The sequence below is a fragment of the Gemmatimonadota bacterium genome, from assembly GCA_009841265.1.
In the GTDB taxonomy this organism is placed as follows: domain Bacteria; phylum JAAXHH01; class JAAXHH01; order JAAXHH01; family JAAXHH01; genus JAAXHH01.
The window spans coordinates 1,688,806-1,711,448 of record VXMB01000009.1 but is presented as its reverse complement, the minus strand read 5'-3'; the positions used below and the strand labels follow the sequence as shown (position 1 = coordinate 1,711,448).

At 59.0% G+C, this 22,643-nt stretch carries 16 protein-coding genes; 11 read left to right on the top strand and 5 right to left on the bottom strand.

Going from position 1 to position 22,643, the window contains the following annotated elements:
* Nucleotides 1-9: 9 nt before the first annotated feature.
* The 3 genes from F4X08_12245 (at nucleotide 10) to F4X08_12235 (ending at nucleotide 2,541) form a co-directional block, all read left to right on the top strand.
* The gene (locus F4X08_12245; protein MYD26573.1) at nucleotides 10-840 is read left to right on the top strand and encodes an amidohydrolase; all 831 of its coding nucleotides are present in this window, start codon (nucleotides 10-12) and stop codon (nucleotides 838-840) included.
* Between the two features lie 113 nt (nucleotides 841-953).
* A complete protein-coding gene (locus tag F4X08_12240; protein MYD26572.1) occupies nucleotides 954-1,724 on the top strand; it encodes an NAD(P)-dependent oxidoreductase in 771 nt (256 codons plus the stop codon).
* Nucleotides 1,725-1,821: 97 nt separating this feature from the next.
* The gene (locus tag F4X08_12235) at nucleotides 1,822-2,541 is read left to right on the top strand and encodes an NAD(P)-dependent oxidoreductase (GenBank protein ID MYD26571.1); all 720 of its coding nucleotides are present in this window, start codon (nucleotides 1,822-1,824) and stop codon (nucleotides 2,539-2,541) included.
* Nucleotides 2,542-2,548: 7 nt separating this feature from the next.
* Here F4X08_12235 and F4X08_12230 read toward each other — a convergent pair whose 3' ends face one another.
* The gene (locus F4X08_12230) at nucleotides 2,549-2,752 is read right to left on the bottom strand and encodes a hypothetical protein (GenBank protein ID MYD26570.1); all 204 of its coding nucleotides are present in this window, start codon (nucleotides 2,750-2,752) and stop codon (nucleotides 2,549-2,551) included.
* A 16-nt stretch (nucleotides 2,753-2,768) separates the two neighbouring features.
* Nucleotides 2,769-3,023: a hypothetical protein gene (locus tag F4X08_12225; GenBank protein ID MYD26569.1), complete on the bottom strand. Its 255-nt coding sequence runs from the start codon at nucleotides 3,021-3,023 to the stop codon at nucleotides 2,769-2,771.
* Between the two features lie 212 nt (nucleotides 3,024-3,235).
* On the opposite strand from F4X08_12225, the gene F4X08_12220 reads away from it, so the two are divergent.
* Both F4X08_12220 and F4X08_12215 read left to right on the top strand, forming a co-directional pair.
* The gene (locus tag F4X08_12220) at nucleotides 3,236-4,306 is read left to right on the top strand and encodes a lactonase family protein (protein ID MYD26568.1); all 1,071 of its coding nucleotides are present in this window, start codon (nucleotides 3,236-3,238) and stop codon (nucleotides 4,304-4,306) included.
* A gap of 9 nt (nucleotides 4,307-4,315) precedes the next feature.
* Nucleotides 4,316-6,748: an AMP-binding protein gene (locus tag F4X08_12215; GenBank protein ID MYD26567.1), complete on the top strand. Its 2,433-nt coding sequence runs from the start codon at nucleotides 4,316-4,318 to the stop codon at nucleotides 6,746-6,748.
* A gap of 178 nt (nucleotides 6,749-6,926) precedes the next feature.
* On the opposite strand, the gene F4X08_12210 is transcribed toward F4X08_12215, so the two are convergent.
* Nucleotides 6,927-7,541 carry a hypothetical protein gene (locus F4X08_12210; protein MYD26566.1) on the bottom strand — a complete coding sequence of 205 codons (615 nt, stop codon included), beginning with the start codon at nucleotides 7,539-7,541 and terminating at the stop codon, nucleotides 6,927-6,929.
* Between the two features lie 546 nt (nucleotides 7,542-8,087).
* Between F4X08_12210 and F4X08_12205 the strand changes: the two genes are divergently transcribed.
* Nucleotides 8,088-13,034 (top strand): hypothetical protein, encoded by a 4,947-nt coding sequence (locus F4X08_12205; GenBank protein MYD26565.1) that lies wholly within the window; start codon nucleotides 8,088-8,090, stop codon nucleotides 13,032-13,034.
* 97 nt (nucleotides 13,035-13,131) lie between these two features.
* Nucleotides 13,132-14,253 (top strand): thiolase family protein, encoded by a 1,122-nt coding sequence (locus F4X08_12200; protein ID MYD26564.1) that lies wholly within the window; start codon nucleotides 13,132-13,134, stop codon nucleotides 14,251-14,253.
* 128 nt (nucleotides 14,254-14,381) lie between these two features.
* Here F4X08_12200 and F4X08_12195 read toward each other — a convergent pair whose 3' ends face one another.
* Together F4X08_12195 and F4X08_12190 are read right to left on the bottom strand one after the other, a co-directional pair.
* On the bottom strand, nucleotides 14,382-14,606 hold the full coding sequence (locus F4X08_12195; GenBank protein MYD26563.1) for a hypothetical protein: 225 nt from the start codon (nucleotides 14,604-14,606) through the stop codon (nucleotides 14,382-14,384).
* Between the two features lie 281 nt (nucleotides 14,607-14,887).
* A complete protein-coding gene (locus tag F4X08_12190; protein MYD26562.1) occupies nucleotides 14,888-17,413 on the bottom strand; it encodes an LPS-assembly protein LptD in 2,526 nt (841 codons plus the stop codon).
* A gap of 603 nt (nucleotides 17,414-18,016) precedes the next feature.
* On the opposite strand from F4X08_12190, the gene F4X08_12185 reads away from it, so the two are divergent.
* The 4 genes from F4X08_12185 to F4X08_12170 all read left to right on the top strand — a co-directional run bounded on the left by F4X08_12185 (nucleotide 18,017) and on the right by F4X08_12170 (nucleotide 22,625).
* On the top strand, nucleotides 18,017-18,505 hold the full coding sequence (locus F4X08_12185; GenBank protein MYD26561.1) for a hypothetical protein: 489 nt from the start codon (nucleotides 18,017-18,019) through the stop codon (nucleotides 18,503-18,505).
* A 105-nt stretch (nucleotides 18,506-18,610) separates the two neighbouring features.
* On the top strand, nucleotides 18,611-19,999 hold the full coding sequence (locus F4X08_12180) for an Ig-like domain-containing protein (protein ID MYD26560.1): 1,389 nt from the start codon (nucleotides 18,611-18,613) through the stop codon (nucleotides 19,997-19,999).
* Between the two features lie 390 nt (nucleotides 20,000-20,389).
* On the top strand, nucleotides 20,390-21,442 hold the full coding sequence (locus F4X08_12175) for a hypothetical protein (GenBank protein ID MYD26559.1): 1,053 nt from the start codon (nucleotides 20,390-20,392) through the stop codon (nucleotides 21,440-21,442).
* A gap of 682 nt (nucleotides 21,443-22,124) precedes the next feature.
* Nucleotides 22,125-22,625 (top strand): MarR family transcriptional regulator, encoded by a 501-nt coding sequence (locus F4X08_12170; protein MYD26558.1) that lies wholly within the window; start codon nucleotides 22,125-22,127, stop codon nucleotides 22,623-22,625.
* Nucleotides 22,626-22,643: the final 18 nt, after the last annotated feature.

Here is a 22,643-nt window from a genome sequence, read left to right as displayed (position 1 = left end):
ACGAGATCCATGCGCATCATCGACCCCCATACCCACGTCTGGGTCAACGATCCCGCCTTCCCCTGGCCCGCGGAGAACGACGCCCCGCCCGCCGAGGACCGGACAGCGGAGATGCTCCTGGCCCTGAAAGACCGGCACGGCGTGGAGAAGACCGTCCTCGTTCAGTACATCGGCTACCGTTGGGATAATACCTACGTTTCCCACGTCCTGCGCACGTACCCGGACCGGTTTGCCGGAGTCTGCCGCGTCAATCCGGAAGACCCCGCCGCGCCGGACCATCTCAGCCAATGGGTGGAGGAGCACGGTTTCCAGGGCGTGCGGCTGAGTCCCGCCGAAGGACCGGCGGGCGACTGGTTCCGTGGTCCCCTGATGCCGCCCATCTTCCGGCGCGCGGAGGAACTCGAGGTTCCGTTGCTCATGCTGACGCGGCCCGGCCGGTTGCCCGAACTGGCCAGTCTGCTGGACCGGTTTCCCGATCTCGACGTCGTCGTGGACCACATGGCCGACGCACAGCCGGACCGGCCGGACGAAATCCAGGCCGTCCTCGACCTGGTCCGGTACCCCCGTGTTTATGTGAAGATCAGCCATACCTGGTCCATTTCGAATCAGGAATATCCGTGGTCAGATACCCATGCCATGGTCAAGGCGGTCTACCAGGCCTTCGGAGGTCGCCGCATCATGTGGGGCACCGACTGGCCGGTCTGCCTCGCGAACGCCGCCTACGGCCAGACCCTGACGGTCGTCCGCGACGAAATGAAGTTCATCGCGCCGGAGGACCTGCCCAGCGTGCTGGGCGGAACGGCCCTGGACCTGTGGACCTTTGAAGATCCGCAGGACTGAGACGGTTTCGCCACCGGGCGTGTGATCCTGCCGGTCGCGCGACCCTATATCGGATTAGTCGGAGCTAGATTCGGAAAACTCGCAGCAAAAGTCGGAATCTCAAAGGAGCAACCATGGATATCCTGATAACCGGCGCCGCCAGCCGGCTGGGACAGGCGGTGGCCGAAGCCTTAAAAGACCACAGGCTCCGTCTTGTGGACGAATCGCCCGTCGAAGCGCCAGCCGCGACCGGGCGCGAAACGCGCGGGGAATCGGCCGGCGATGCCGCCCAGGGCAGCCTGCTGGACCAGGACTTCGCCTGGCGGGCGGTCCGCGGCATGGACGCCGTCGTCCACACGGGCGAGCCGCCGCAGGACCTGCCGGAGTCCGAGGTGGAGCGCGAGAAGCACCTCCTGGAACTGGCCACGCGGGGCACGCACCAGCTCTTCAAGGCCGGCGTGGAGGCGGGCGTCAAGCGTTTCGTTTACGGCGGCACCCTGGACCTCTTCCGGCCCTATCCCGACGACGTGTACATCAGCGAGCTATGGAAACCGCTGCCCGAACCCGACATGCCGGCCATGTCCCGTTACCTGGGCGAGCACACCGCCCGGGAATTCGCCAGGGACCACCTGGTGACGGTCACGGGACTTCGGTTGGGGACCCTCGTCAGAGAAGAGGAGGTGGCCGGCCAGGCGCCCGACCTGCTTTGGCTTGACTACCGGGACGCAGCCCAGGCCTTCCGTCTCGCCCTGGAGCGCGACGCCTCGGACCAGGTCTGGTGGACGAGCCGGTACGCCATGTACCACGTCTGCGCCGACCTGGAGAATCCGAAGTACCTCATCAACCAGGCCCGCAACCTCGGCTATGCGCCGGTCCACAACTTCGCCGCGAACTGGCGGGACTGAGGGGAGGCACGATGTTCAGTCTTGAAATCGCCGCGGACCTTGGACCACGGCGCGCAACGGACGCCGTATCGAGGTGCCATCCACTGAGGTGTCATCCATGAAGAAAGTCCTGCTGCTCGGTGCGTCCGGGCTCATCGCGCCGCACATCACCCCCGCGCTCGAGAAGGACTACGACCTGCGGCTGGCCGACATCAAGGACCACCCGGACGGCAAGCCCGTCCTCAACGTGGACGTGTGGGACTACGGTCAGGTCCGCGAGGCCATGGAGGGCGTGGACGCGGTCATGAACTTCACGGTCCTGCGCCACGACGACACGCTGAGTTTTCAGGTCAATACCATCGGGGCCTGGAACGTGATGAAGGCGGCCGCCGACGCCGGGATCCGAAAGGTGATCCACACCGGCCCGGCCCAGACCCTCCTGGCCTACGTGCACGACACCGACATCCCCGTCGACGCGCCCGACGCGCCTTCCTCCGACTACTATTTCATCACCAAGCACCTGAGCAACGAGATCGTCCGGAGCTTCGCCCGGCACCACGAGATCCACACGGTCTGCTTCCTGTTCCAGGGCCTGGGCCCCCGGCCGACGGAGCATACCGGCAAAACGTCGACCCGGAGCTTCCTCATCATCCACGACGACCTCGCCGTGGCCTGCCGCCAGGGCCTCGAACTCCCCTCGGTACCCGGCTTCTACCAGGCCTTCAACCTGCACAGCCATTACGGCCCGGGGCAATACAGTCTCGAGAAGGCCGAACGCATCCTGGGGTACGCGCCGCAGGAGGAGTGGTGGCAGTGGCAACGGAGGCCTGCGGAGTAGCCGTAGGTCAGTCGACCTGGGGAAACGGTCTGTTGGAGGGTCTTGGATGCTTCCAACCCCGCCAGATCTTGTCCCGGTAACCGCTGGTGAGCTTAATATCGATCTCAATGCCCATGGTCAGGATATCTTCGTCATGCAGTGTTTCCAGCAGCGTGTTTTTTATGTGTTCAACGACCTCGGGGGTCAGAACCCGGCCTTTCTTCGAGGACATGGCGTACTCCCTTCGATCAGTCCAGTAGCAGTTTGATCGTTATGGTGATGAGCAACCCGAAATTCGCAATAATACAGGTAATAAGAGTTTTTCTCCACCAGCGGGCATCGCTTTTCATCTCCTTCAACTGTTCGGCGCTGTATTCTATGAGTTCACGCATGCTGTCTTCCGAAGTTTCAAGACCGGACAGACGGCTTTTGACGCTCTGGTCCTTGAAGTACACTTCCTCCATCAATTCTTCCGTGTCTCTGTGGGTTTTGTGATTATTCATCTTTGGATTTTCTCCTATCGGTGTGTGCATGACATCGGCAAGGTATTTAAATGTGTTCAATTGTGCAGAACGATCTGTCATATTGAATGAGTAGGAAATCCGTTAATCAATCTCGCGGTTTTTTTAAAAGTAACAGGAAGCATTTATCCATTCCGATCGGGATAGTTCACCTTTAGATCGGATACTCTCAGCCAACCAAGGAGAACCACCCTATGTCCAGTAACGCCCGGACCGTTCGCGTATTCGTCGGCACCTACACCCAGACCACCAGCAAGGGCATCTATGTCTACGACGTAGATACCGCCACGGGCGTCATGGAATACGTCAGCCACGTGGGCGGCATCACGAACCCGTCCTTCCTGGTCCTGACGCCGGACGCCCGCTACCTCTACGCCGTCGGCGAGACCGGCGATCCCCACGGCGGCGTCTTCGCCTATGCAGTGGACGGGTCCGGCACGCTCACGCCCCTGAACAGCCAGTCGTCAGGGGGCGCCGGGCCGTGCTCCATCGACGTGCATCGAAGCGGAAAGGCCGTGCTCGCGGCCAACTACGGAGGCGGGTCCGTGTCCTCCTTCCCCGTGAATGACGACGGTTCCCTGGGCGAGGCGGCGTCGGTCATCCAGCACACCGGCTCGAGCGTCGACCAGAGCCGCCAGCAGGAACCCCACGCCCACATGATCCGCCACGACCTGGACTACAACTTCGTCTTCTCGCCGGACCTGGGGACCGACAAGGTGATGATCTACGCCCTCGATCCGGACACGGCCGTGCTGACGCCCCACGGGGAGGCGTCGGTGCCGCCCGGCTCGGGACCCCGGCACATCGAATTCCATCCCAATCGGAAGTTCGCCTACGTCATCAACGAGATGGGCAATACGATCACGGCCTTCGCCTACGACGGATCGGCCGGCACGCTCACCGCGATCGAAACGGTGACGACGCTGCCCGACGGCTACGACGAGGTGAGCCACACGGCGGACATCCACATCACCGACGACGGCCGGTACCTCTACGGCTCCAACCGGGGCCACGACAGCCTCGCCATGTACGCCGTGGACGGGGATTCGGGCCGCCTGTCGCTGCTCGGTATCGTACCCACTGGCGGCGAGAATCCGAGAAACTTCGGGATCGATCCGACCGGCAGCTTCGTCCTTTGCGGCAACCAGAGCTCGGATACGGTCACCTACCACCGCCTCGACCCCGACACGGGCCTGCTCCATCTCTCGGGCGTCGTGGCCGAGATCCCCATGGCGGTGTGCCTGAAGATGGTCGTGTTGGACTGATTCCAGCCCATGTGCGCGAAACGTCGAAACGCCGAGTCCGGGGCGCCGGACTCCAACTGGCCGGACCCCGCCCGCCCGGCCACCGCACGTCAGGACCAGGCCTGGCGAGCGTTCGTCGAACGTTCGCGGCGGGAGCCCCTGCCCTTCGAGGAACACCTGGCGGCCTTCCGGCGTATATTTGATGGGCGCCGCCCGGAGGATGGCCCGCCCGTGGTCTGGACGCCCGACGAAGAGACCGTGCGCCGTTCGAATCTCCAGGCGAGCATGACGGCCCTGAGTATCGACCGCTACGTAGATTTCCACACCTGGTCCGTCCGCGACCCCTCTGCATTCTGGATCCACACCCTCCAGCGGCTCGGCATCGTGTTCACGAGACCACCGGACGCCATCCTCGACCTGGACGGGGGAGCCAGCGGTTCACGCGGCGGCGTCCGCGACCCCCGGTGGCTGCCGGGCGCGGAACTCAACATCGTCGACAGCTGCTTCACGACCGATCCAAACCGTCCCGCGATCATCACGCCGGGACCGAATAGCCCGGTTGGTCCAGCCGGTCCGGATGGTCCCGACGCCCCGGACGACTCAAGCGCTCCGGACGCCCCGGACGCCTCCGATGGTCCAACGCTCCGCACGACGAACTACGGCGAACTCGAATGTCTCGTCAACCGCGTCGCCAACGGCCTGTGCGACCGGGGCCTTGCGCCCGGAAAGGCCATCGCGCTCTACATGCCCCTGAACCTGGAATGCGTGATCGCCTACCTGGCCATCATCCGCGCGGGTTCCCGGGTCGTCTCCATCGCCGACAGCTTCCCGCCGAAGGAGATTCAGCGCCGCATGGCCATTGCCGGCGCGAGCTGCGCGGTCACCATGGACCGTTACGTTCACGCGGGTAAAGTACTTCCGCATTACGCCACGGTTGTTGAAGCGGGTGCGTCCACAGTGATCGTCGTGCCGTCGGGCGGAGACGGCCGGACTGGCAGGGACACCCGGTCGGGCGGCGCCGGCCGGACAGGCGACGCAGCGCACTCAGCCGATGTCCCGTCTGCCGGCGAAACTACCGCATCCGCATCAGGCGGCGACGCGCCCCAACTCCGCCCCGGCGACATCGCCTGGACCAATCTCCTGTCCGGCGCAGACACCTTCGAGTCCGTGACCGGCGATCCCTATCGTACGACCAACATCCTGTTCTCTTCGGGGACCACCGGCGAACCGAAGGCCATACCATGGAACCACCTGACGCCCATCAAGAGCGCCATGGACGGGTTCTACCACCAGGACATTCACGGCGACGACGTGACGACCTGGCCGACCAATATCGGCTGGATGATGGGGCCGTGGCTCATCTACGCCACGCTTGTAAACGGCGCATGTATGGCCCTGTATCCGGGTGCGGCCAATACGCCCGAATACCTCCGCTTCATCCGGAGCGCAGGGGTAACCATGCAGGGCGTCATCCCCTCACTGGTGCGGACGTGGCGGCGCGGCGGCATGGTCGAAGGAAGTCACGGCGGCGTGGCCGAAGGGCGGCAGGGCAACATGGTCGAAGGGAGCCACGGCGACATTACCGAAGGCGTCGACCGACCGTCTGTCCGCGTGTTCAGTTCTACGGGCGAGCCCGCCAGCCGGGCCGACTACCTGTGGCTCATGAGCCGCGCCGGATACCGGGCGCCCGTGATCGAATACCTCGGCGGCACCGAGATCGGGGGCGGCCACCTGGCCTGTACGGTCCTCCAGCCCTGTTCGCCCGCGGCATTCAGCACAGCGAACCTGGGCGTGGATTTCGTCATTCTGGACGAAAAGGGGGCAGAGGTCGGGGAGGGGGAGACCGGCGAACTTTTCCTCGTGCCGCCCGCAATGGGCATGTCCCAGCAATTGCTCAACGGAGACCACGACGAAGTCTACTACGAAGGCTGTCCGGCAAGTCCGCGGGGCGAGGTCCTGCGCAGGCACGGGGACCACACTCAACGGCTTCACCACGGATATTTCCGGTCCCAGGGACGGGCCGACGACGGGATGAACCTGGGCGGCATCATGGTCAGCCCCCTGGAACTGGAGCGGATCATCGATGGTCATCCCGCCGTCTACGAGAGCGCGGCCGTGGCGATGCAGCCCGAGGGAGAAGGTGCGGAAAGGCTCGTGGTATTCATCGTCCCTGAGGGCGGAAGCGGTGCCGTCGGCTCTCGCGCTAACATCGGTTCACGCGACACTGGTTCTCGCGCCGTCGACTCACAAACTGGCCTCGATCGAGACCTCGATCGCGACCTTGATCGCGACGTCGACTTCGACCTCGACACGCTAAAAACGGAACTCCAGGCCATGATTTCCTCCGGCCTGAACCCCTTGTTCAAAATCGATCGTGTCGTCGTAGTGGACGAACTCCCCCATACCGCTTCGGGCAAGCTCATCCGCCGCATACTTAGAGACCGGATGAGGCCCGGCAGTTAGGTTCTTGTCGCTCCGCACATTTCAGCGTGATTACACCGGCCTGATGCGCCGGTGCGATGAAAAAAAACGGGTCAGGGAGACACAGTCCCTGACCCGTTTGCTCATATTGCGGATGCTGAATACGCTGTTAAAAGTCGCGTCCCGTATTTTATTTACAGCTTCATCCGAAGTGCTGAAATCACGACCCTTCCGGCACGACTACTCTGACGGGAAGGTCGTTATATGATCTGGCCTTTTCTACCTTCTCTTCCCAACCTGGACTGTAGTAGTGCAGACAACCGCCGGACCTGTCATTCGACAGAGTCAGATAAACCTCTGTATCGCCGTTCTTCATCCAGGTTATCCGGCCTGTTGTTTCGCTTGCCGGGTCGCCATATCTGACGTCCAATTCATCGATAAGCATCTGGGTACGGTCAGGGTTCATCGTTTCATCGAACCAGTAATGTCCGGCGTACAACTCATCCCCTGCAAAGTCGTATTCCACGACGATCGTATCCTGTTCCCCGTTGGCGAATACGAACACGTCAGAAGTAAAACCATGTTCAAGGGCGGACAAGCCGCTGCCTTCCGCCACCTCGAATCTGATCTCGCCGGGTTCGCTTACCGTCACCTTCGCCTTGGAATCGTTCCAATTGTTCCACCGGAAATCATACACTTCATAGAGAGGTTCGTCACTAGTCTGGTGGGCGGTAAGACGTACCCGTTCAATAGGAATATCAACCGTAGCAACAGGTGAATGCTCACCGGAACATCCGTATATCAAAACCACGCATACGAAAACAAGAAAACGCATGTTTCTTCCTTTCTACTGAGAAGGGGAAGATGCCAATCTACTTCAGATGCTTAACAATTGCGACATGAAACTACTTTGTTATCATTCAGTCAACATCTTTGTGTACTGCGGGAGCATCCATGAAATGCAAGACTCGTCAACGCGCATTCACGTGGTCGACGCCGACCCCCTGATCCGCCAGGTATGGGGCGAGTACGGCTACGCCAACCAGAAGGCGGTATCCCAGACATCGGGAATCCCGTCGAAATAGGTTGTACTGCTCAGGTGTACTTTCAGCATGCTCCGGTAGTCCCTTCCTACCAGGTCTTCCAAGAGAAAGTTCTAACTCATCAAGTGACGCCTCCGCTATGCGTGAGCGATCACCACATTATAATCACCACCTTATACTTGACGCTTCTAGATAATGGTTTTTTAATACTTGAGTTTTTAAATCATATAGGTGTTTAAGTAAATTCGGTCGGAAGACTGTGAACAGACGGGTTGATCGGAATTCAGGCGATCGGATGCAATAAACACGACTACTACCACCCTCGCTGAAGGGACTTAATGTCTCACTCGCGTACTGGGCTCGGACGCATTGTAGTACTGTTTACAACCCTGATGCTGCTTTCCACCTGCGGCAAGGACAGTCCCACGAAGCCTGGAGAACCTGAACAACCTCCATCTCCTCCGACACCGATAGCCACGAAGATCGAAATATCCCCTGCAGAGGCGACGCTGAATGCGATTGGCCAGACCGTTCAGTTGACCGCCAGGGTCCTGGATCAAAATAACCAACCCATGACCGGTGCCGTCGTGTCCTGGACGAGTAGCGCTGTTGGTGTCGCGACCGTCAGCGCACAGGGTCTGGTGACCGCCGTCGCCAACGGTGCCGCGGTCATCACGGCGAGATCGGGCAATGCTTCCGCAACGGCCAACGTAACGGTAGCGCAGGCGGTCGGCAGCATCTCGATCGAACCGGATATGGCCTCACTGATGTCGATTGGCGAGACAGTTCAGCTTGCCGCTACGGTACGGGACGGTAACGGGCAACCCGTGGCCGATGCCGTCGTGTCGTGGCAGAGCAGCGACGAGTCGGTCGCAACCGTCAGCGCACAGGGTCTGGTGACCGCCGTCGCGAACGGCACCGCCGTCATCATGGCAAGGTCCGGCAATGCGTCCGCAACGGTCAACGTAACGGTCAACGTAACAGTAGCGCCGACGGCAGGCAGCATAATGATCGAGCCGCGGGAGGCGACGATGGCGTACATCGGTGAGACGGTGCAGCTTACCGTCACCGTGCTGGATCAGGACGGGCAGCCCGTCGAGGACGCCATGGTAAGCTGGGAGAGCAGCGACGAGTCGGTGGCGACGGTCGACGCGCGGGGCCTCGTGACGTCGGTGATGAGCGGAGTCAGCCGGATCACGGCCCGGTTGGGGGATCTGGAAGACAGTATCTGGGTAATCGTAGAAATCCCGGCCCTTCGTACGGAACGGGATGTCCTGGTAGCGCTCTATCACAGAATGGGTGGACCGGAATGGAACAACAACACGAACTGGCTCAGTGAGCGGCCCATCGGAGATTGGAACGGCGTGTCGGCCGACGCTTTTGGAATCGTGATCGGCCTGAGCCTGCCGTACAACGGGCTGAAAGGTACGCTGCCCGCCCAGTTGTCGCTGCTTACCGGTCTGACGGCCCTGATGCTCCAGGGTAATCAATTGACCGGCGAAATCCCGGCTGAATTCGGACTGCTTTCAGGCCTGAATCGTCTGGATTTGGGCGACAACGATCTGACCGGCAGTATCCCCGCCGAACTTGGGGATTTGGACAAACTGTTTCATCTGGATCTCAACCGGAACAACCTGACCGGCAGTATCCCGACCGAATTTGGACAGTTGAGTCTGATTTCGAATTTCAGGTCAGAGCCATTGTATCAGTCTGAGTTAAACCTGAGTTATAACCAGTTGACGGGTTCCATCCCTCCCGAGTTGGGTAATCTGGTCTACCTTCAGTCCTTAAGCTTGAGCAACAACGCGCTTACCGGCAGTATCCCCGATGAACTCGGAAAGTTATCCGAAGCTTCGATATTGGACTTGAGTGGCAATCAGCTGGCCGGCGGAATACCATCTGAGTTCAGAAATCTGGCTGAAGTAATGACACTCCGACTTGATAACAATCCGGCTTTGTCCGGACCCGTGCCGCTCTCGATGATTACACTTGAACGCCTGGAAAACCTGTACCTTCATCGAACGCAGTTGTGCGTTCCCGCGGTTATGGGAGAATGGGTAGGGTCTATAGAGGATGCGATATTCAACTACTGTGAAACGGAGTCCTCGGACCGGGACGCGCTGATCGCATTCTACCACGCGGCAGGAGGCGAAGACTGGAATGGCAGAAACAACTGGTTGAGCAGCCAGCCCCTGAGCAATTGGTTCGGTGTATCGGTCAATACTGAAGGTCAGGTCGACCAACTGAGTCTGGAGGGTAACAACCTTTCAGGCACAGTAACCCCGGCACTGGCTCGCCTCGCGACCTTGAGAAATCTGGACCTGGGAGGTAATCCGTCACTGGCTGGTCCGTTGCCCCTCGAACTCGCCGACCTGCCACTTGAGCGTGTCCGGGTGGCGGGAACCGAGGTGTGTGCGCCATCGGAAGAAGCGTTTCAGGCCTGGCTCATGCAGCTTCCGGAGGGGAGTGGTGTTGCGAATTGTGACCGGTTCGTTGAGACAGACAGGAACGTACTGATTGAATTGTACCACGCAACCGATGGTCCAAACTGGAACTATAGTAAGAATTGGCTGACTGACCTGCCCGTTGAAAACTGGATCGGGGTTACGACGGACAGAACAGGACGGGTGACCACCCTGAACCTCAACTCGGCAGGACTGAAGGGAACGATTCCCGAAGAACTGGATCGGCTGACCAAACTTGAGATACTGGCCCTGGAGAACAGTGAATTGACCGGTACGATCCCACCGGAAATCGGGAATCTGGGCAATCTGACCGAGATTCGCCTTTGGGGTAACCAGTTGACTGGAGAGATTCCGTCCGAAATCGGAAAACTGCAAAACCTTGCCATACTTGACCTGAGATTCAACCGGTTGACTGGTGAGATTCCGTCTGAAATCGGTCAACTGAAAAACCTGCAAAGCCTTAAAGCCGAAGGAAATGTGCTTTCGGGTGATATCCCACCGGAAATCGGTCAGCTACAGAACCTGGTTGTGCTGGAACTACAAGAGAACCAGTTGACGGGCGAGATTCCATCCGAAATCGGTCAACTGAAATCTCTGCAGCATTTGACGCTTGGTTCCAATCAACTCGTGGGTGAAATCCCTCCCGAAATCGGTCAGCTTGGCAGACTTCGTGTACTCTCACTGACGCTCAACCAGCTGACCGGTGAAATCCCTTCCGAAATCGGCCAACTCGGCAATCTTGCCGATTTACTAATGAGCAATAACCAGTTGTCCGGCACTATCCCTCCGGAATTAGGCAACCTGAACAAGCTTGAATACCTGTGGCTTAGAAGAAACCAATTATCGGGTGAAATCCCACGTGAAATCGCCCAACTGGCCAACCTGAAAGACCTTCTTCTGGACACGAACCAGTTGTCCGGTGCAATCCCGCCTGAACTCGGAGAATTGGGTGCGCTTGAGAATCTGTGGCTCTACAATAACCAGTTGGCCGGGGCAATTCCTCCTGAAGTGGGGCAACTCGGCCATCTGATCAGACTGATACTGAATAACAACCAGTTAACCGGCCATATCCCGCCTGAAATCAGCAAACTGAATGCGCTCTGGTTGCTGCATCTCGATTACAATCAGTTGTCGGGCGAGATCCCGCCCGAACTGGGCGAGATGGAACAACTCTATGAAATAAAGCTGAGTTACAACGAAAACATGTCAGGTCCGGTTCCAATAGAATTGACGAACAATTCCGGCATGAGAACCCTGTTTCTGGAAGGCACGCAGATCTGCGCGCCGGACAATGCGGTTTTCGAAGCATGGCTGGGAAACCTGGAAGTGGTGCGGGTCGATCGATGCCGCAGGCCGGCGGGTTCGAGGGTGTATCTTACGCAGGCGACCCAGACTTTTGATGATTTCCGTGTGCCGCTCGTTGCCGGCGAGGACGCGCTGCTGCGCGTGTTTGTAGTTGCCGATGAGCAGGTCGATGCCGACATGCCGCCGGTAACGGCGAGCTTCTACTGGGATGGCGCCGAAATCCACCGGGTGGAAATCGCCGGCGGGCAAAACGATATTCCTTCCGCCATCGACGAAGGATCGCTTTCCTCGTCATCCAACGAGATCATTCCCGGGTCGGTGATCGTACCGGGACTGGAGCTCGTGGTCGAGATCGATCCTGAAGGAACGCTGGGCGCATCGCTGGGCGTCCAGTCCAGGTTACCGGAAACGGGCAGGATGCCTGTCAATGTGAGAGACGTCCCGGGACTGGACCTGACCGTGGTACCCCTGATCTGGTCGGAAAACCCGGACCATGGCGTCGTGGCGGAAACGGAGGGTTTGACCCGGGACGACGACCTGTTCCGCGCCACGCGCTATCTGCTTCCGATCCGTGATACCGATTTCAATGTGACCGTGCGCGAACCGGTGTTCACGAGTTTGGAGCCCGTTTTTTCCAACCACAATATACTCATACGAGAAGTCGAATCCATTCGGATCCTGGATGGATCGTACGATTACTACATGGGCGTCTTGCGAAGTTACGGTGGAGCGGTAAAACCAGGTACAAGGGGGTTTGTAGCGTACCTTGACAAAGGGGTTATCGCCCATGAAATCGGGCACCTTATGGGTCTTTTTCATGCTCCATGCGGAACCATTGGCGATCCACACTATCCTTACAGCGATGGATCAGTCGGTACCTGGGGATATGATATGCTTGAAAACAAACTGGTATCTCCGGACAAGCCCGACGTCATGAGCTTCTGCCTGGATGACTTCTGGATCAGTGATTACCACTTCAGAAGAGCGCTGGTATATCGTATTCGCGGTGAGCCAACCCGACTGATTCCATCGTATTCAGCGCTATCCAGGGTCCTGCTGTTGTGGGGAGGCAGAAACGAGCGGGACGAACTCGTCATCGAACCGTCCTTCGTGGTTCACGCCCCGCCTTACCTGCCCAGCGAGGATGGTCCCTACGAGCTGGCCGGATATGATGAAGACGGCCATACGCTTTTTGCGCTGAACTTTGCCATGGGTGAAATCGTGCACGGCGAGGGCGGCGGCAGTTTTGCATTTGCGGTTCCGGTTCGTTCGGACTGGCCGGCCCGGCTTTCGCGGATAACGCTATCGGGTCCTGAGGGGCTAGTGGAGTTGACCCAGGACAGCGGCCCTGCCGTTGCGCTCCTTCGGGATCAATTCACGGGCAAGGTCCGGGGTTTCATGCGGGATGAGTGGTCAGGATCGGAAATGACCGTTCGATCTGCGCGCCGCGTGGCGCCCGAACCCGGCCTGAACGTGGTGATCAGTTCGGGCATACCCGCGTCGTCGGATTGGTAGCGGTGATATTCCTGTTGAGCATTTGCCTTTCGAGTGATAGAATACTGATTCCCTAACACCATGTAACATTGGGAAATCACATCGAAAGGCACCCCCCATGAACCCCAGGCGCGTCGCCATCGTCGCGGGCGGCCGTACGCCCTTCATCAAATCGGGCAAGGCCTATGCCGAAATCGATTCCCTGGCCATGGCCGTCCACGCCACGCGCGGCATGCTGGACCGCAGCGGGATCGACCCTGAGCTGATCGAATCCGTCGTCTTCGGGACGATGACGCCCGACCCCCTGAAGCCCAACCTGGCCCGGGAGCTCGTTTTCGAGGCGGGGCTGCCGATCAACGCCGAGGCCCATACGGTGGCCTCCTACTGCATCACCGGGCTGCGGGCGGTCACGGTCGTCGCCGACGCCATTTCCGGCGGCCGCGTCGACGTGGGCCTGGCCGGCGGGGTCGACTCGCTGACGCGCGCCTCCTTGGACCTCTTCCGCGAGCCGTCCACGGGCCTGACCATGGGCGAGCACATGGAGCTGACCTGCAAGGAATGGGACATCCCGCGCGAGCGGCAGGACGAGGTGGCCCTGGCCAGCCACCGCAACGCCGTGGCCGCGCGCGAGAAGCTCGCCGGGGAGATCCACCCGCTGCTGGGCGAGGAGGCCGATTCCGGACCGCGGGCCGACACGTCGCTCGAGGCCCTGGCCGCGTTGAAGCCCGTCTTCGATCCGGAGCACGGCACGCTCACGGCGGGCAACTCGTCACCCGTGACGGACGGCGCCGCTACGGTGATTCTGATGAGCGAGGAGAAAGCGGCCGAGTGCGGCCTGGAACCGCTGGCGTACATCGGGGGCATGGCCTACGCCGCCCACGATCCGTCTGAAGGGCTGCTCATGGCGCCGGCCATCTCGGTGCCCCGGCTCCTGGAAAGCCGGAACCTGTCAATGGAAGACATGGACCTGGTCGAGATCCACGAGGCCTTCGCGGCTCAGGCCCTGGCCAGCGCAGCCGCGTGGGAAAGGGGCTGGAAGGGCGCGCCGACGGGCGAAGTCGACTGGACCCGCGTGAACGTCAACGGCAGCTCGATCGCCGTGGGCCATCCCTGGGCGGCCACGGGCACGCGCATCCTCACGACCCTGGCCAACGAGATGCAAAGGCGCGACGCCCGCTACGGCCTGGTCAGCATCTGCGCCGCGGGGGCCATGGCGGGGGCCTTCCTGCTGGAGCGGTAGGGGTCCAGCCGGTCAAGCCTGAAATCCCTGAGTCGATTCCCATAACCGCTTCCACTGCTCGAACCGCTGCCTTCTCCAGCGGGTTCGCCTGTTATCTCGCGTTTGGGCAAAGTCATTGGAACACCTCTCTACTCGAGCAACGACCTGATAATCGGAATGACGACGCACGCCAGCACGACGCCGAGTATCCATTTAATCAGTTTAATGTCGCTCTGCATCCGTTCGATGTCACTCTGCATGGTGGACAGTTTCCGCTCGAAGTCTGCAATTTCTTCGGCGGCTTCGCTGGCGGCTGCTTCAGGAGTACCAGCGGCTACGAGTGCGGCATAAGTCTTGGAAACCATGACTGGCATGATCTATCCTTTTCCGACTACGAGTCATCGTACTATGCGCAGGTACGCTGGACGCTTCCTGCCCGGCCCTTAATAGAAATGGTCGGAAGCCGGGAAGCGTTTCTCGTATGGCTGTGGAGTTTTTTTACTTCAGGCGAGATTAAAGACTAAAGAAGCGCTGGACAGACTAGAGGAGAGAGGGACAGCCGCCCGGGTCGGCGACCTGACCACCATAAGACAGCAGCCCACCCGGGACCATCACCTGAACGACCACCACCTGACCACCCACCCCAGCACCCACCCTACTCATCCCCACCGCTCCGCCGTTCCTGCTCGAACTTAACGTCAGGATGGGCAACCAGGTTGATGCGGAAGTAGAACCCCTTGTTGATGCCGTTCGGCACCCACCGGAAGGTGAACTCCCAGCAGTGCAGGGGCCGGTACAGGTCCACGCTGTGGGATACGATCTCCTTGCGACGGTAGTCGTAGTTGATCGAGTGCTGCACGCGCCACTTGTCGGTTACGCGGTTGGTCAGCCGGACCAAGTCCGTGATGTCGTTCAGGGCGAACCGGTTCGTGGCACTGATCTCGTGGCGGCTGGTGCTGAAACCATCTTCGGCGTCCGGGCTGGAGCGCCGGATCGAGTAGTGGTGGGAAAGCCGGACCGTCCAGGGACCCTTGACCTGGGAGAACCGCTGGTTGAACCGGTCGTCGCCGTACCCGCCGTAGCTGTCGCCGAACCCGCTGCCTGAAAAGCTGCTCCCGCTGAAGCTGCTCCCCCCGAAGCTGCTCCCCCCGAAGCTGCCGCCGGAATAGTCGTCGTATCCCCCATAGGCGCCGCCGAACTCGTTGTCGCCTAATTCATTGCCGAACTGGTCCCTGCGCGGCCCCACGAGGTTTAGAGACGCGCTGAGCGTCATACGGTCCAGCCAGGGCCGGCGGAATTCGTCGGTATCGGGATCGTAGAAATCATGGTTCAGGGACAGGTTCACGTTAAACCGGCGGCTCGGGATGCGCACGGTGGTCCGCAGGTCCGCAAACTTCCGGTCCTCGGCCTGGAAGTCGTAGGAGGTCGACGATTTGACGTACACCAGGTTGTATTTCTTCTCTCGGTCTTCGTGTTCGGTCCTGGCCTGCAGGATGTTGTTCACGGAGAAACTCACCCTCTTCCGCGCGCGCGTCCCCCCCGCCCCCCCGGTCTGGGAGAAGTTGATGTCGGGCGTGACCACGTGCCGTATGGCATTCAGCCGGCCGATCTTCGGCTGGAAAAGCCCGTAGAGGGTCGTGTTGACCGACATGCCCACCGTGTGTTCTTCTTTCGCTTCCCAGCCGCCCTCGGAAACCGGGCCGGTGTCCTGCTCCCAGGTCCGGGTGTACCGGGCCTGCGGTCGGATCTTCAGCCAGCCCCTGATCTTCTGCGGCGCGCTCAGGTTGAAGGCGTTGGAGAAGGTCCGGATGGTGTCGTGCCGGTAGTTGTACCGGATATCCGGGCCCGTATGGGTCGTGTCCCGGTCGAGCCGCACGTTGTTCCTCCGGTTCCGCAGCGTGTTGTTGAAACCGAACATGATGGTATGGAACCAGCGATCCTCGATCTCCGTGCGGGGCTGGCTGAAGTCCGGCATACTGCCCCGCCGCGTCTGCCTGCGAGGCGGCTTGAAGATCGCCTGCGTCCCGAAGCGGAACCTGAGCGTGGTGGTGGGCCGGCTTGGCCGTCCGGTCGTGCTGGACGACGACGTGCTCAGGTTGAGGCTGTTTCGTCCGAACTTCTTGTCCACCGCGAAAGAGGAACGCGTCGTGGACCGCAGGAGTCCGGGGTCCGTCCCCCGCGTCGTCGAATGCAGGTAACGCAGCGACTGGGCGAAGTTGCCTTGTCCGCGGACCGTAAGCCCGGGGATCACTTCCTGCCGGTGCTGGGCGGCCACGTCCCAGCCGGTCGTCTTCCCGCCGAATTCCGTTCGCCAGGAGCCGCTCGCCCTGCCCCGGATCCGGCGGTCCTGCCGGTACTGGAACCGCTGTCTCAGCAGGAAACCGGTTTTGGCCTCGATGTCCGCGGTGGTCTTCATGTCGAAGTATTCGTTCGGCGCCCAGTAGTAGCCCAGGTTGCGCAGGTACCGGCCTTCCTCCACGCCGCTGCCGTAGTTCGGAACCGTAAGCCCGGACTGCCGGCCTTGCTTCACCGAGAAGACGTAGACCGGAAGATAGACTATCGGGATGCCCATGATGTAGCCCGTTACGTTCCGGACGACCGCCTTGTCTTCGGGCACGACCTTCGCCTCGCCCATTTTCAGATAGTAGTGCAGGTGGTTCGGGTTGTCGCAGGTGGTGTAGGAGCCCTGGTGGATCTCGAAGGACCGATCGGCGTTGAGCGTGATGAGTTCGCCGTTGAAGAACCCTTCATGGTACTGGGTGCGGCCCTTCCAGATCTGCCCTTCCCCCGTATTCATGTCGTACTGCATGCGGTCCCCGACCACGACGTTCATATCGTCCTGCAGGCGGGGATAGGTATTGGTCTCGGGATCGATATCCGGCGCGGGGGGCAGGAAGTCCGCGGTCAGCAGATTGGTGTAGCGGTGGAATAGGAGCCGGCCGGCCGTCAGCTCCACGCCGCCGTACTTCAGCTCGGCGCTTCCGATAAGCGCCATCGTGTCATCGGCGAATATGTACTCGATGCGGTCCGCATTGTAATCCAATGTCGGCAGGCCGGTCGTATCGGCCTCGGCGCCGGTCGTGCCGCCGGCCCCGCTCCCCATGCCGCCGGTAGGGAACTGCGCGAAGGCCGCCCCGGGGAGGCTGAGCAGCAACAGACCGAATAGGAGATAGTGCGGCATGCAGCGTGGTAGCGAGTGTGGCGACCGGCGCGTCAACCAGCGCGTCAGAAATCCCATCGCACCGGCCGAACCAACGTTAACTTGACTTATTTTGCAAATAATGTAAATTATATGCCTCGTTTTAGCGGATTTATGTTGACCCGGTCTCGCGTACATTACTATATACTGGATGCCGGCTGGATCCTTTACTTCGGTCTCTAATCTAAGGATAAAGGGTATCCGGCGAAAGCGTTTCGTCTCATGGGATCGGCATTCAGACGGCAACATGCATCCCGGCGATGGTACCGATATGAGCCGGATGTCGCGGAAGCCCGGTGGACAGGAGCATTCGTCAAGAAAACCTGCTTGACACGCCTGAATACCGGCACTATACTTGCAATTAGTATTGACAATTTGGGTGGAATCCTTTATGGAATAGGGGCTTCTGCCCGGGTTGGGCGTTAAGCCGGTTCTTTGAAAACTTATACGGTCAGTTGAGTTTATGGTTGCGATCAGCACGTAAGGAATTGTGTTGCAACGAAATAAAAAGATTCATTTTTTCCTTGCATTATCGAAGTGAATCATATTATATGGGTTCAAAACCTGTACTTTTCGTGAGGAGATATGACAAGAATCGTATTTCTCTTAGTCGCCACGCTTGTATGTGGTGATGCATACGCCCAGTTGGATCTCAATCTGGGCGTGTCTGGCAGCAGGTCCTATTCTTGTCTGGCAGATCTCACCGATTCGGGAATCGGGTACGGTGTTTCGGTCGAAATGGCAGCGGATTTGAACGACCGGTTTCAGTTCATTGGCAACTTGTCGCTTGATCGTCACAGCAGTGATTATTCGTCCCTCCCGGTCATGGCCGGGTTGAGGGTGTCCACCACATCGGATGACGACATGTTCTGTTACGTCCAGGCCATGGGAGGAAGCGCTTACCGGGTCATGGGCGATGAAGACGGTTCGACGACCTGGATTGTGAACGGCGGTATCGGAACGGTTTGGAACAGGTTGGGTGCGGTTGTGGAGTACAACATTTCAGACGATGCAAGCGATAAGTGGAGTTGGGTATCTGTACGTACATTCATAAGGTTACCACTTGGATTTTAGTGTCCATGCCACGATGAGGGCATATGGGAAAGGAGCGCATATAGATTGCTTACTTATGTACATGAGCAGATTGTAAAGTGCAGTTCTCATCTACGGGAGATACAGATGCATTACTTCATAGTTGTACTGATGGCGTTCGCTCTCAGTATGTATGGATGCGAAGGTAAGACGGGTCCGGCTGGTCCGACCGGCGCCGCAGGTGCCGCAGGTCCGGCAGGTCCGGCTGGCCCGCAGGGCTCGACGGGTCCGTCAGGTCCGGCAGGTCCGGCAGGCCCGGCTGGTGAGAAGGGTGACACCGGTGAGGCAGGCCCGGCAGGTCCGGCAGGCCCGGCTGGCCCCGAAGGTCCGATGGGTCCGGCAGGCCCGCAAGGTGAATCAGGGATCCCATCCGATCTTCCTGGTAATATCCTGGCTTCGGTTCACCACGTCATCGTTTTCGAGGGTACTGAAAAGAAAGACGATGCCCGTCGCTACAATGCACCGGATTTCGATGACGATTCCGGCTCGAATATTCGGGGTACAGGCGTGCTCGTTGATGGTATGAAGGTTTTCAGTGCCGTTGCCGCTGCGTCGGACGGCAGTGTCCTCGCCGTCTCGTTTACGTTTGAGATCGATGATCCCATCCTCGCTACGGTGGAAGCTACCGACACGCCCAATTCAGCAATGGTTACGGGTGTCAGAAAGGGCGACACGAAGCTTATCGTGAAGGCTCCCGAGCGTGGTATCAAGGTACAGATTCCTGTATCGATCCACAACGAGGTCAAAGGCATCGTGATCACGCCCGCAACAGTGGACGCTGTTGAAAAGGGTACGAATGTTGATCTTATGGCTACGGCCTATGACAAGAAGAGTGGCGATGACAAGACCACCAACGACGGTAATGAGGTTCCAGGCGTGAGCTTCTCCTGGTCTTCCTCTAACACCGCCGTCGCGACCGTGGACACCGACGACAGCAACATGATGCCTACGATCAAGACGCATGCTGCCGGTAAGGCCAAGATCCAGGCGAGTATCGGCGACGTGAAGAGCAACGAGGTCGAGATCGAGGTATACGGCGTCGAAACGCCTTCCCGGCGCATCGTGGTGGATACTTCAAATCAGCCGTACAATGTCTCGGTAACTGTTGACACCAGCGCAGCTGTCGATGCTCGAACACCGACATTTGTGTCAGGGGCGACAATCAATGTCCAGGTGCAGCAGATGGGTATTCAAGACGATGGTGATATCGGATACATCGATGTAGCCAACGGCACGGTGGTTACATACGCTAGTTTGAGCAGTGGTATTCTCATGTTAGCTGCTGCCGACGACGATCCTCCTAGTAATACCGCTACCACCATCGATGGTGGAGCTGGCTACGCAATCGTCGCGGCTGATCTCGGATCCTCCGATGCTCTCAAGTCAGTGGGCGACTATAATGTTTCTGTGAAAATCACGTCGCCTTTTGCTGGTGCGAAGTACGTCACTGTGACCGTGAAAGTAACGCCGCAGTAACATCGGGATAATCCCGAGCAGTAACGCACGAAAATACAGAATACACAGCTAAACCGTGTATCTTCCCGTCCGTCCTTAGTAGGAGCTTTAGCGACCGAACAGGGCGGACGGTTTTTTTTGACCTTCCTGACAAATCTGCTTTCGAACTTACCCCTCGACAACCCCTCCCATTCCGCCTGTCGATGCACTACAGGTCACCCGCCTTCTTGCCTGCTTGACTAAGGCCCGGATGATGGATACTTTCTTCATCGCGGGCTTCCTGGTAACAAGAACGTGCTGTCGGCACGGCGGCACACCCGTTCTACCGGGAGCCTCTTATGTCATCATACTTCGACAAGAACCACACCGGGAACACCACTGAACCAATCGCATCACCGGGAGGTCCCCCTCGTGATACGTCACGCTTGCATATCGATGCTCATTCTGGTTTTTCTTGCCTGCAAGGGGGACGCGGGCCCGCAGGGGCCGACGGGTCCGCAAGGACCGGTTGGTCCGGCGGGACAAACAGGGGCCACGGGTGCCGTGGGACCGGCAGGCCCGCAGGGCGAACCCGGGGTGGCGCTGGACTGGTCGGACATAATCTTGGATCAGAACCTGGGAAACGCGGTCTATGCCATAGGCGTGCAGGTCCAGGGGAAGAATTACATACTGGGATCGGGATTCGTTGCGCACTTCTGGAATGCCGTCTGGACCAATGCCCACGTAGTACAGGCCGTCCTCATCTCGACCCAGTTCATCGAAGATCTCAATCCCCGGGCCTTTGCGGTCAAGTCAGGCACTGAGGTCGGCGGCGCCGACACGTACTGGCTGAGCACTTTCTGGGTTCACCCGAACTACGACGGGACGGCCGGCTCTCCAGACATTGCCCTGCTGTCTATAGACGCAGAACTGAGGGACCTGCCGTTTTTCCTTCCCCGGGACCAGGTGCAGGGACTGCAGGCAGGACAGCCCATCGGCACGATCGGTTTTCCGGAGGAAGAGTCGGGCGAGCCGGTCACTGTTCCGATCGCCACGTTCAAGGACGGCACGATCAGCGCGCTGAGGCCCTTCGCGGACGAGGTGCCGACGCCGGAGAACAGCCGGGTGATCCAGCATAACCTGGACCTGCCCGGGCGTACGAGCGGCAGTCTCATCTTCGATCACCAGGGATACATCATCGGTATGAACTTCGCCGGAATCTTTCGTGTCGTGTACGATCAGCGCACCGGCAAGCCCACGCGCATCCCTTCGGAAAACCCCGGCCTGGCCATCCGCGTCGACGAGCTGTGGCGCCTCTACGATCTGGCCAGCGGAGCGGGCAGGATGGTGACCGGATTGTCGGAGACCGGTGTGGCGGGCAGAAGCTCGGACGTCCCGTACGTACTGGTTCCCGAGCAGGACTATCCGCACGCGTCCTATATGCCCGTTCCGAAAAACTGGAACGGAGAGACGGAACTTCCGTAAGGTCACCGCCGGGCAACCTTTAAATCGTTTAATACAGAAAAGCCCCGTAGCTGCAACGGGGCTTTCTCATATCGGGACCGATCGGCTTCTTACTGCAGTGGCTGTAACGTAACCTCAACGTATATATCCGACGAATAGGTCTCGCCGAACTGCACAATAGCCCGGCCGTCACGCAGGGCATTGCCCTGCCCCGAAATGGCGTCACCCGCGTTTATGGTCAACGTCACCATGCCGGAGTTGTCCGTCGCCAACATTGCTGGTACCGTGAGGACACTGGTATCCGAGCTTGCGATTTCAACGGGAATGCCAGCTAGTACGTTGTTCCAAATGCCGCCCACCCGAACTTGTATCGTGATCCTTATTTCTATATCGCTGTTTGCGGTGGCCGCATCTCCACCGTATGGCGGAGGATCAAGACCGAAATCGCTTTGTATAGTCCTTATATTGCGGATTCAAACTGGTACACTGCCAAAAAACCAAGTTTAAATCACAAAATGTCGAAAATTTGATTAGGAAAATCAAATTGTATATACGATTATAAGTATGAGTCAGTTATTGGGTAGGTACCACAGGATACAATCGAGTCGCCATATTCACCTCATTCTCATTATAAGGAGAAGGGTACTTTGGCACCTGACCGAATTGCACGGTGGGGGATCTTAAACAGGGAAAGGCAAAACCGATGAGTAACGACCTAAGGAAGGAACTGTGCGACCGGTTTGTAGCTGCGACAGCCGGTCTGTATCGTCTCGTTAACATGGGTCTCCGGGATGACGGGAGAGCTCTGGGTCAGAATGAACAGGTTAACCAGTATAAAACCTTGATGTTGTTGGCCGACAAAGGACCTATGACTGTGGGCGAGATTCCTGGTTTCCTCGGATGCTCTGATGCTTCCATAAACAACATTTTGCACAGGCTTGATGCAAAAAAAATGATCGAGAAGGCGAGGTCTTCACATGACCGGAGAGTAGTCATATGTGAACTGACTCCCAAGGGACGGAAGGTGCTGGAAAGGATCGATCATGTCGTCAGGAAACGTGTTCTGCCGACCACCGAAACCTGGAGTCTGGAGCAACTCGAAGCATTTGTAGAATCGATGGAGTCTATTCGTCCCGGCCCAGAATTGGTGGCGTCCAGGACACCGGCTGAATCAGAAGGTTGGTTTATAATGAAACATCATTGAGCAATTGAACGTCCTCAG

Coding starts and splice junctions, on each gene's coding strand:
- F4X08_12245 (MYD26573.1), top strand. CDS start 10: ATGCGCATCATCGACCCCCATACCCACGTCTGGGTCAACGATCCCGCC.
- F4X08_12240 (MYD26572.1), top strand. CDS start 954: ATGGATATCCTGATAACCGGCGCCGCCAGCCGGCTGGGACAGGCGGTG.
- F4X08_12235 (MYD26571.1), top strand. CDS start 1,822: ATGAAGAAAGTCCTGCTGCTCGGTGCGTCCGGGCTCATCGCGCCGCAC.
- F4X08_12230 (MYD26570.1), bottom strand. CDS start 2,752: ATGTCCTCGAAGAAAGGCCGGGTTCTGACCCCCGAGGTCGTTGAACAC.
- F4X08_12225 (MYD26569.1), bottom strand. CDS start 3,023: ATGAATAATCACAAAACCCACAGAGACACGGAAGAATTGATGGAGGAA.
- F4X08_12220 (MYD26568.1), top strand. CDS start 3,236: ATGTCCAGTAACGCCCGGACCGTTCGCGTATTCGTCGGCACCTACACC.
- F4X08_12215 (MYD26567.1), top strand. CDS start 4,316: ATGTGCGCGAAACGTCGAAACGCCGAGTCCGGGGCGCCGGACTCCAAC.
- F4X08_12210 (MYD26566.1), bottom strand. CDS start 7,541: ATGCGTTTTCTTGTTTTCGTATGCGTGGTTTTGATATACGGATGTTCC.
- F4X08_12205 (MYD26565.1), top strand. CDS start 8,088: ATGTCTCACTCGCGTACTGGGCTCGGACGCATTGTAGTACTGTTTACA.
- F4X08_12200 (MYD26564.1), top strand. CDS start 13,132: ATGAACCCCAGGCGCGTCGCCATCGTCGCGGGCGGCCGTACGCCCTTC.
- F4X08_12195 (MYD26563.1), bottom strand. CDS start 14,606: ATGCCAGTCATGGTTTCCAAGACTTATGCCGCACTCGTAGCCGCTGGT.
- F4X08_12190 (MYD26562.1), bottom strand. CDS start 17,413: ATGCCGCACTATCTCCTATTCGGTCTGTTGCTGCTCAGCCTCCCCGGG.
- F4X08_12185 (MYD26561.1), top strand. CDS start 18,017: ATGACAAGAATCGTATTTCTCTTAGTCGCCACGCTTGTATGTGGTGAT.
- F4X08_12180 (MYD26560.1), top strand. CDS start 18,611: ATGCATTACTTCATAGTTGTACTGATGGCGTTCGCTCTCAGTATGTAT.
- F4X08_12170 (MYD26558.1), top strand. CDS start 22,125: ATGAGTAACGACCTAAGGAAGGAACTGTGCGACCGGTTTGTAGCTGCG.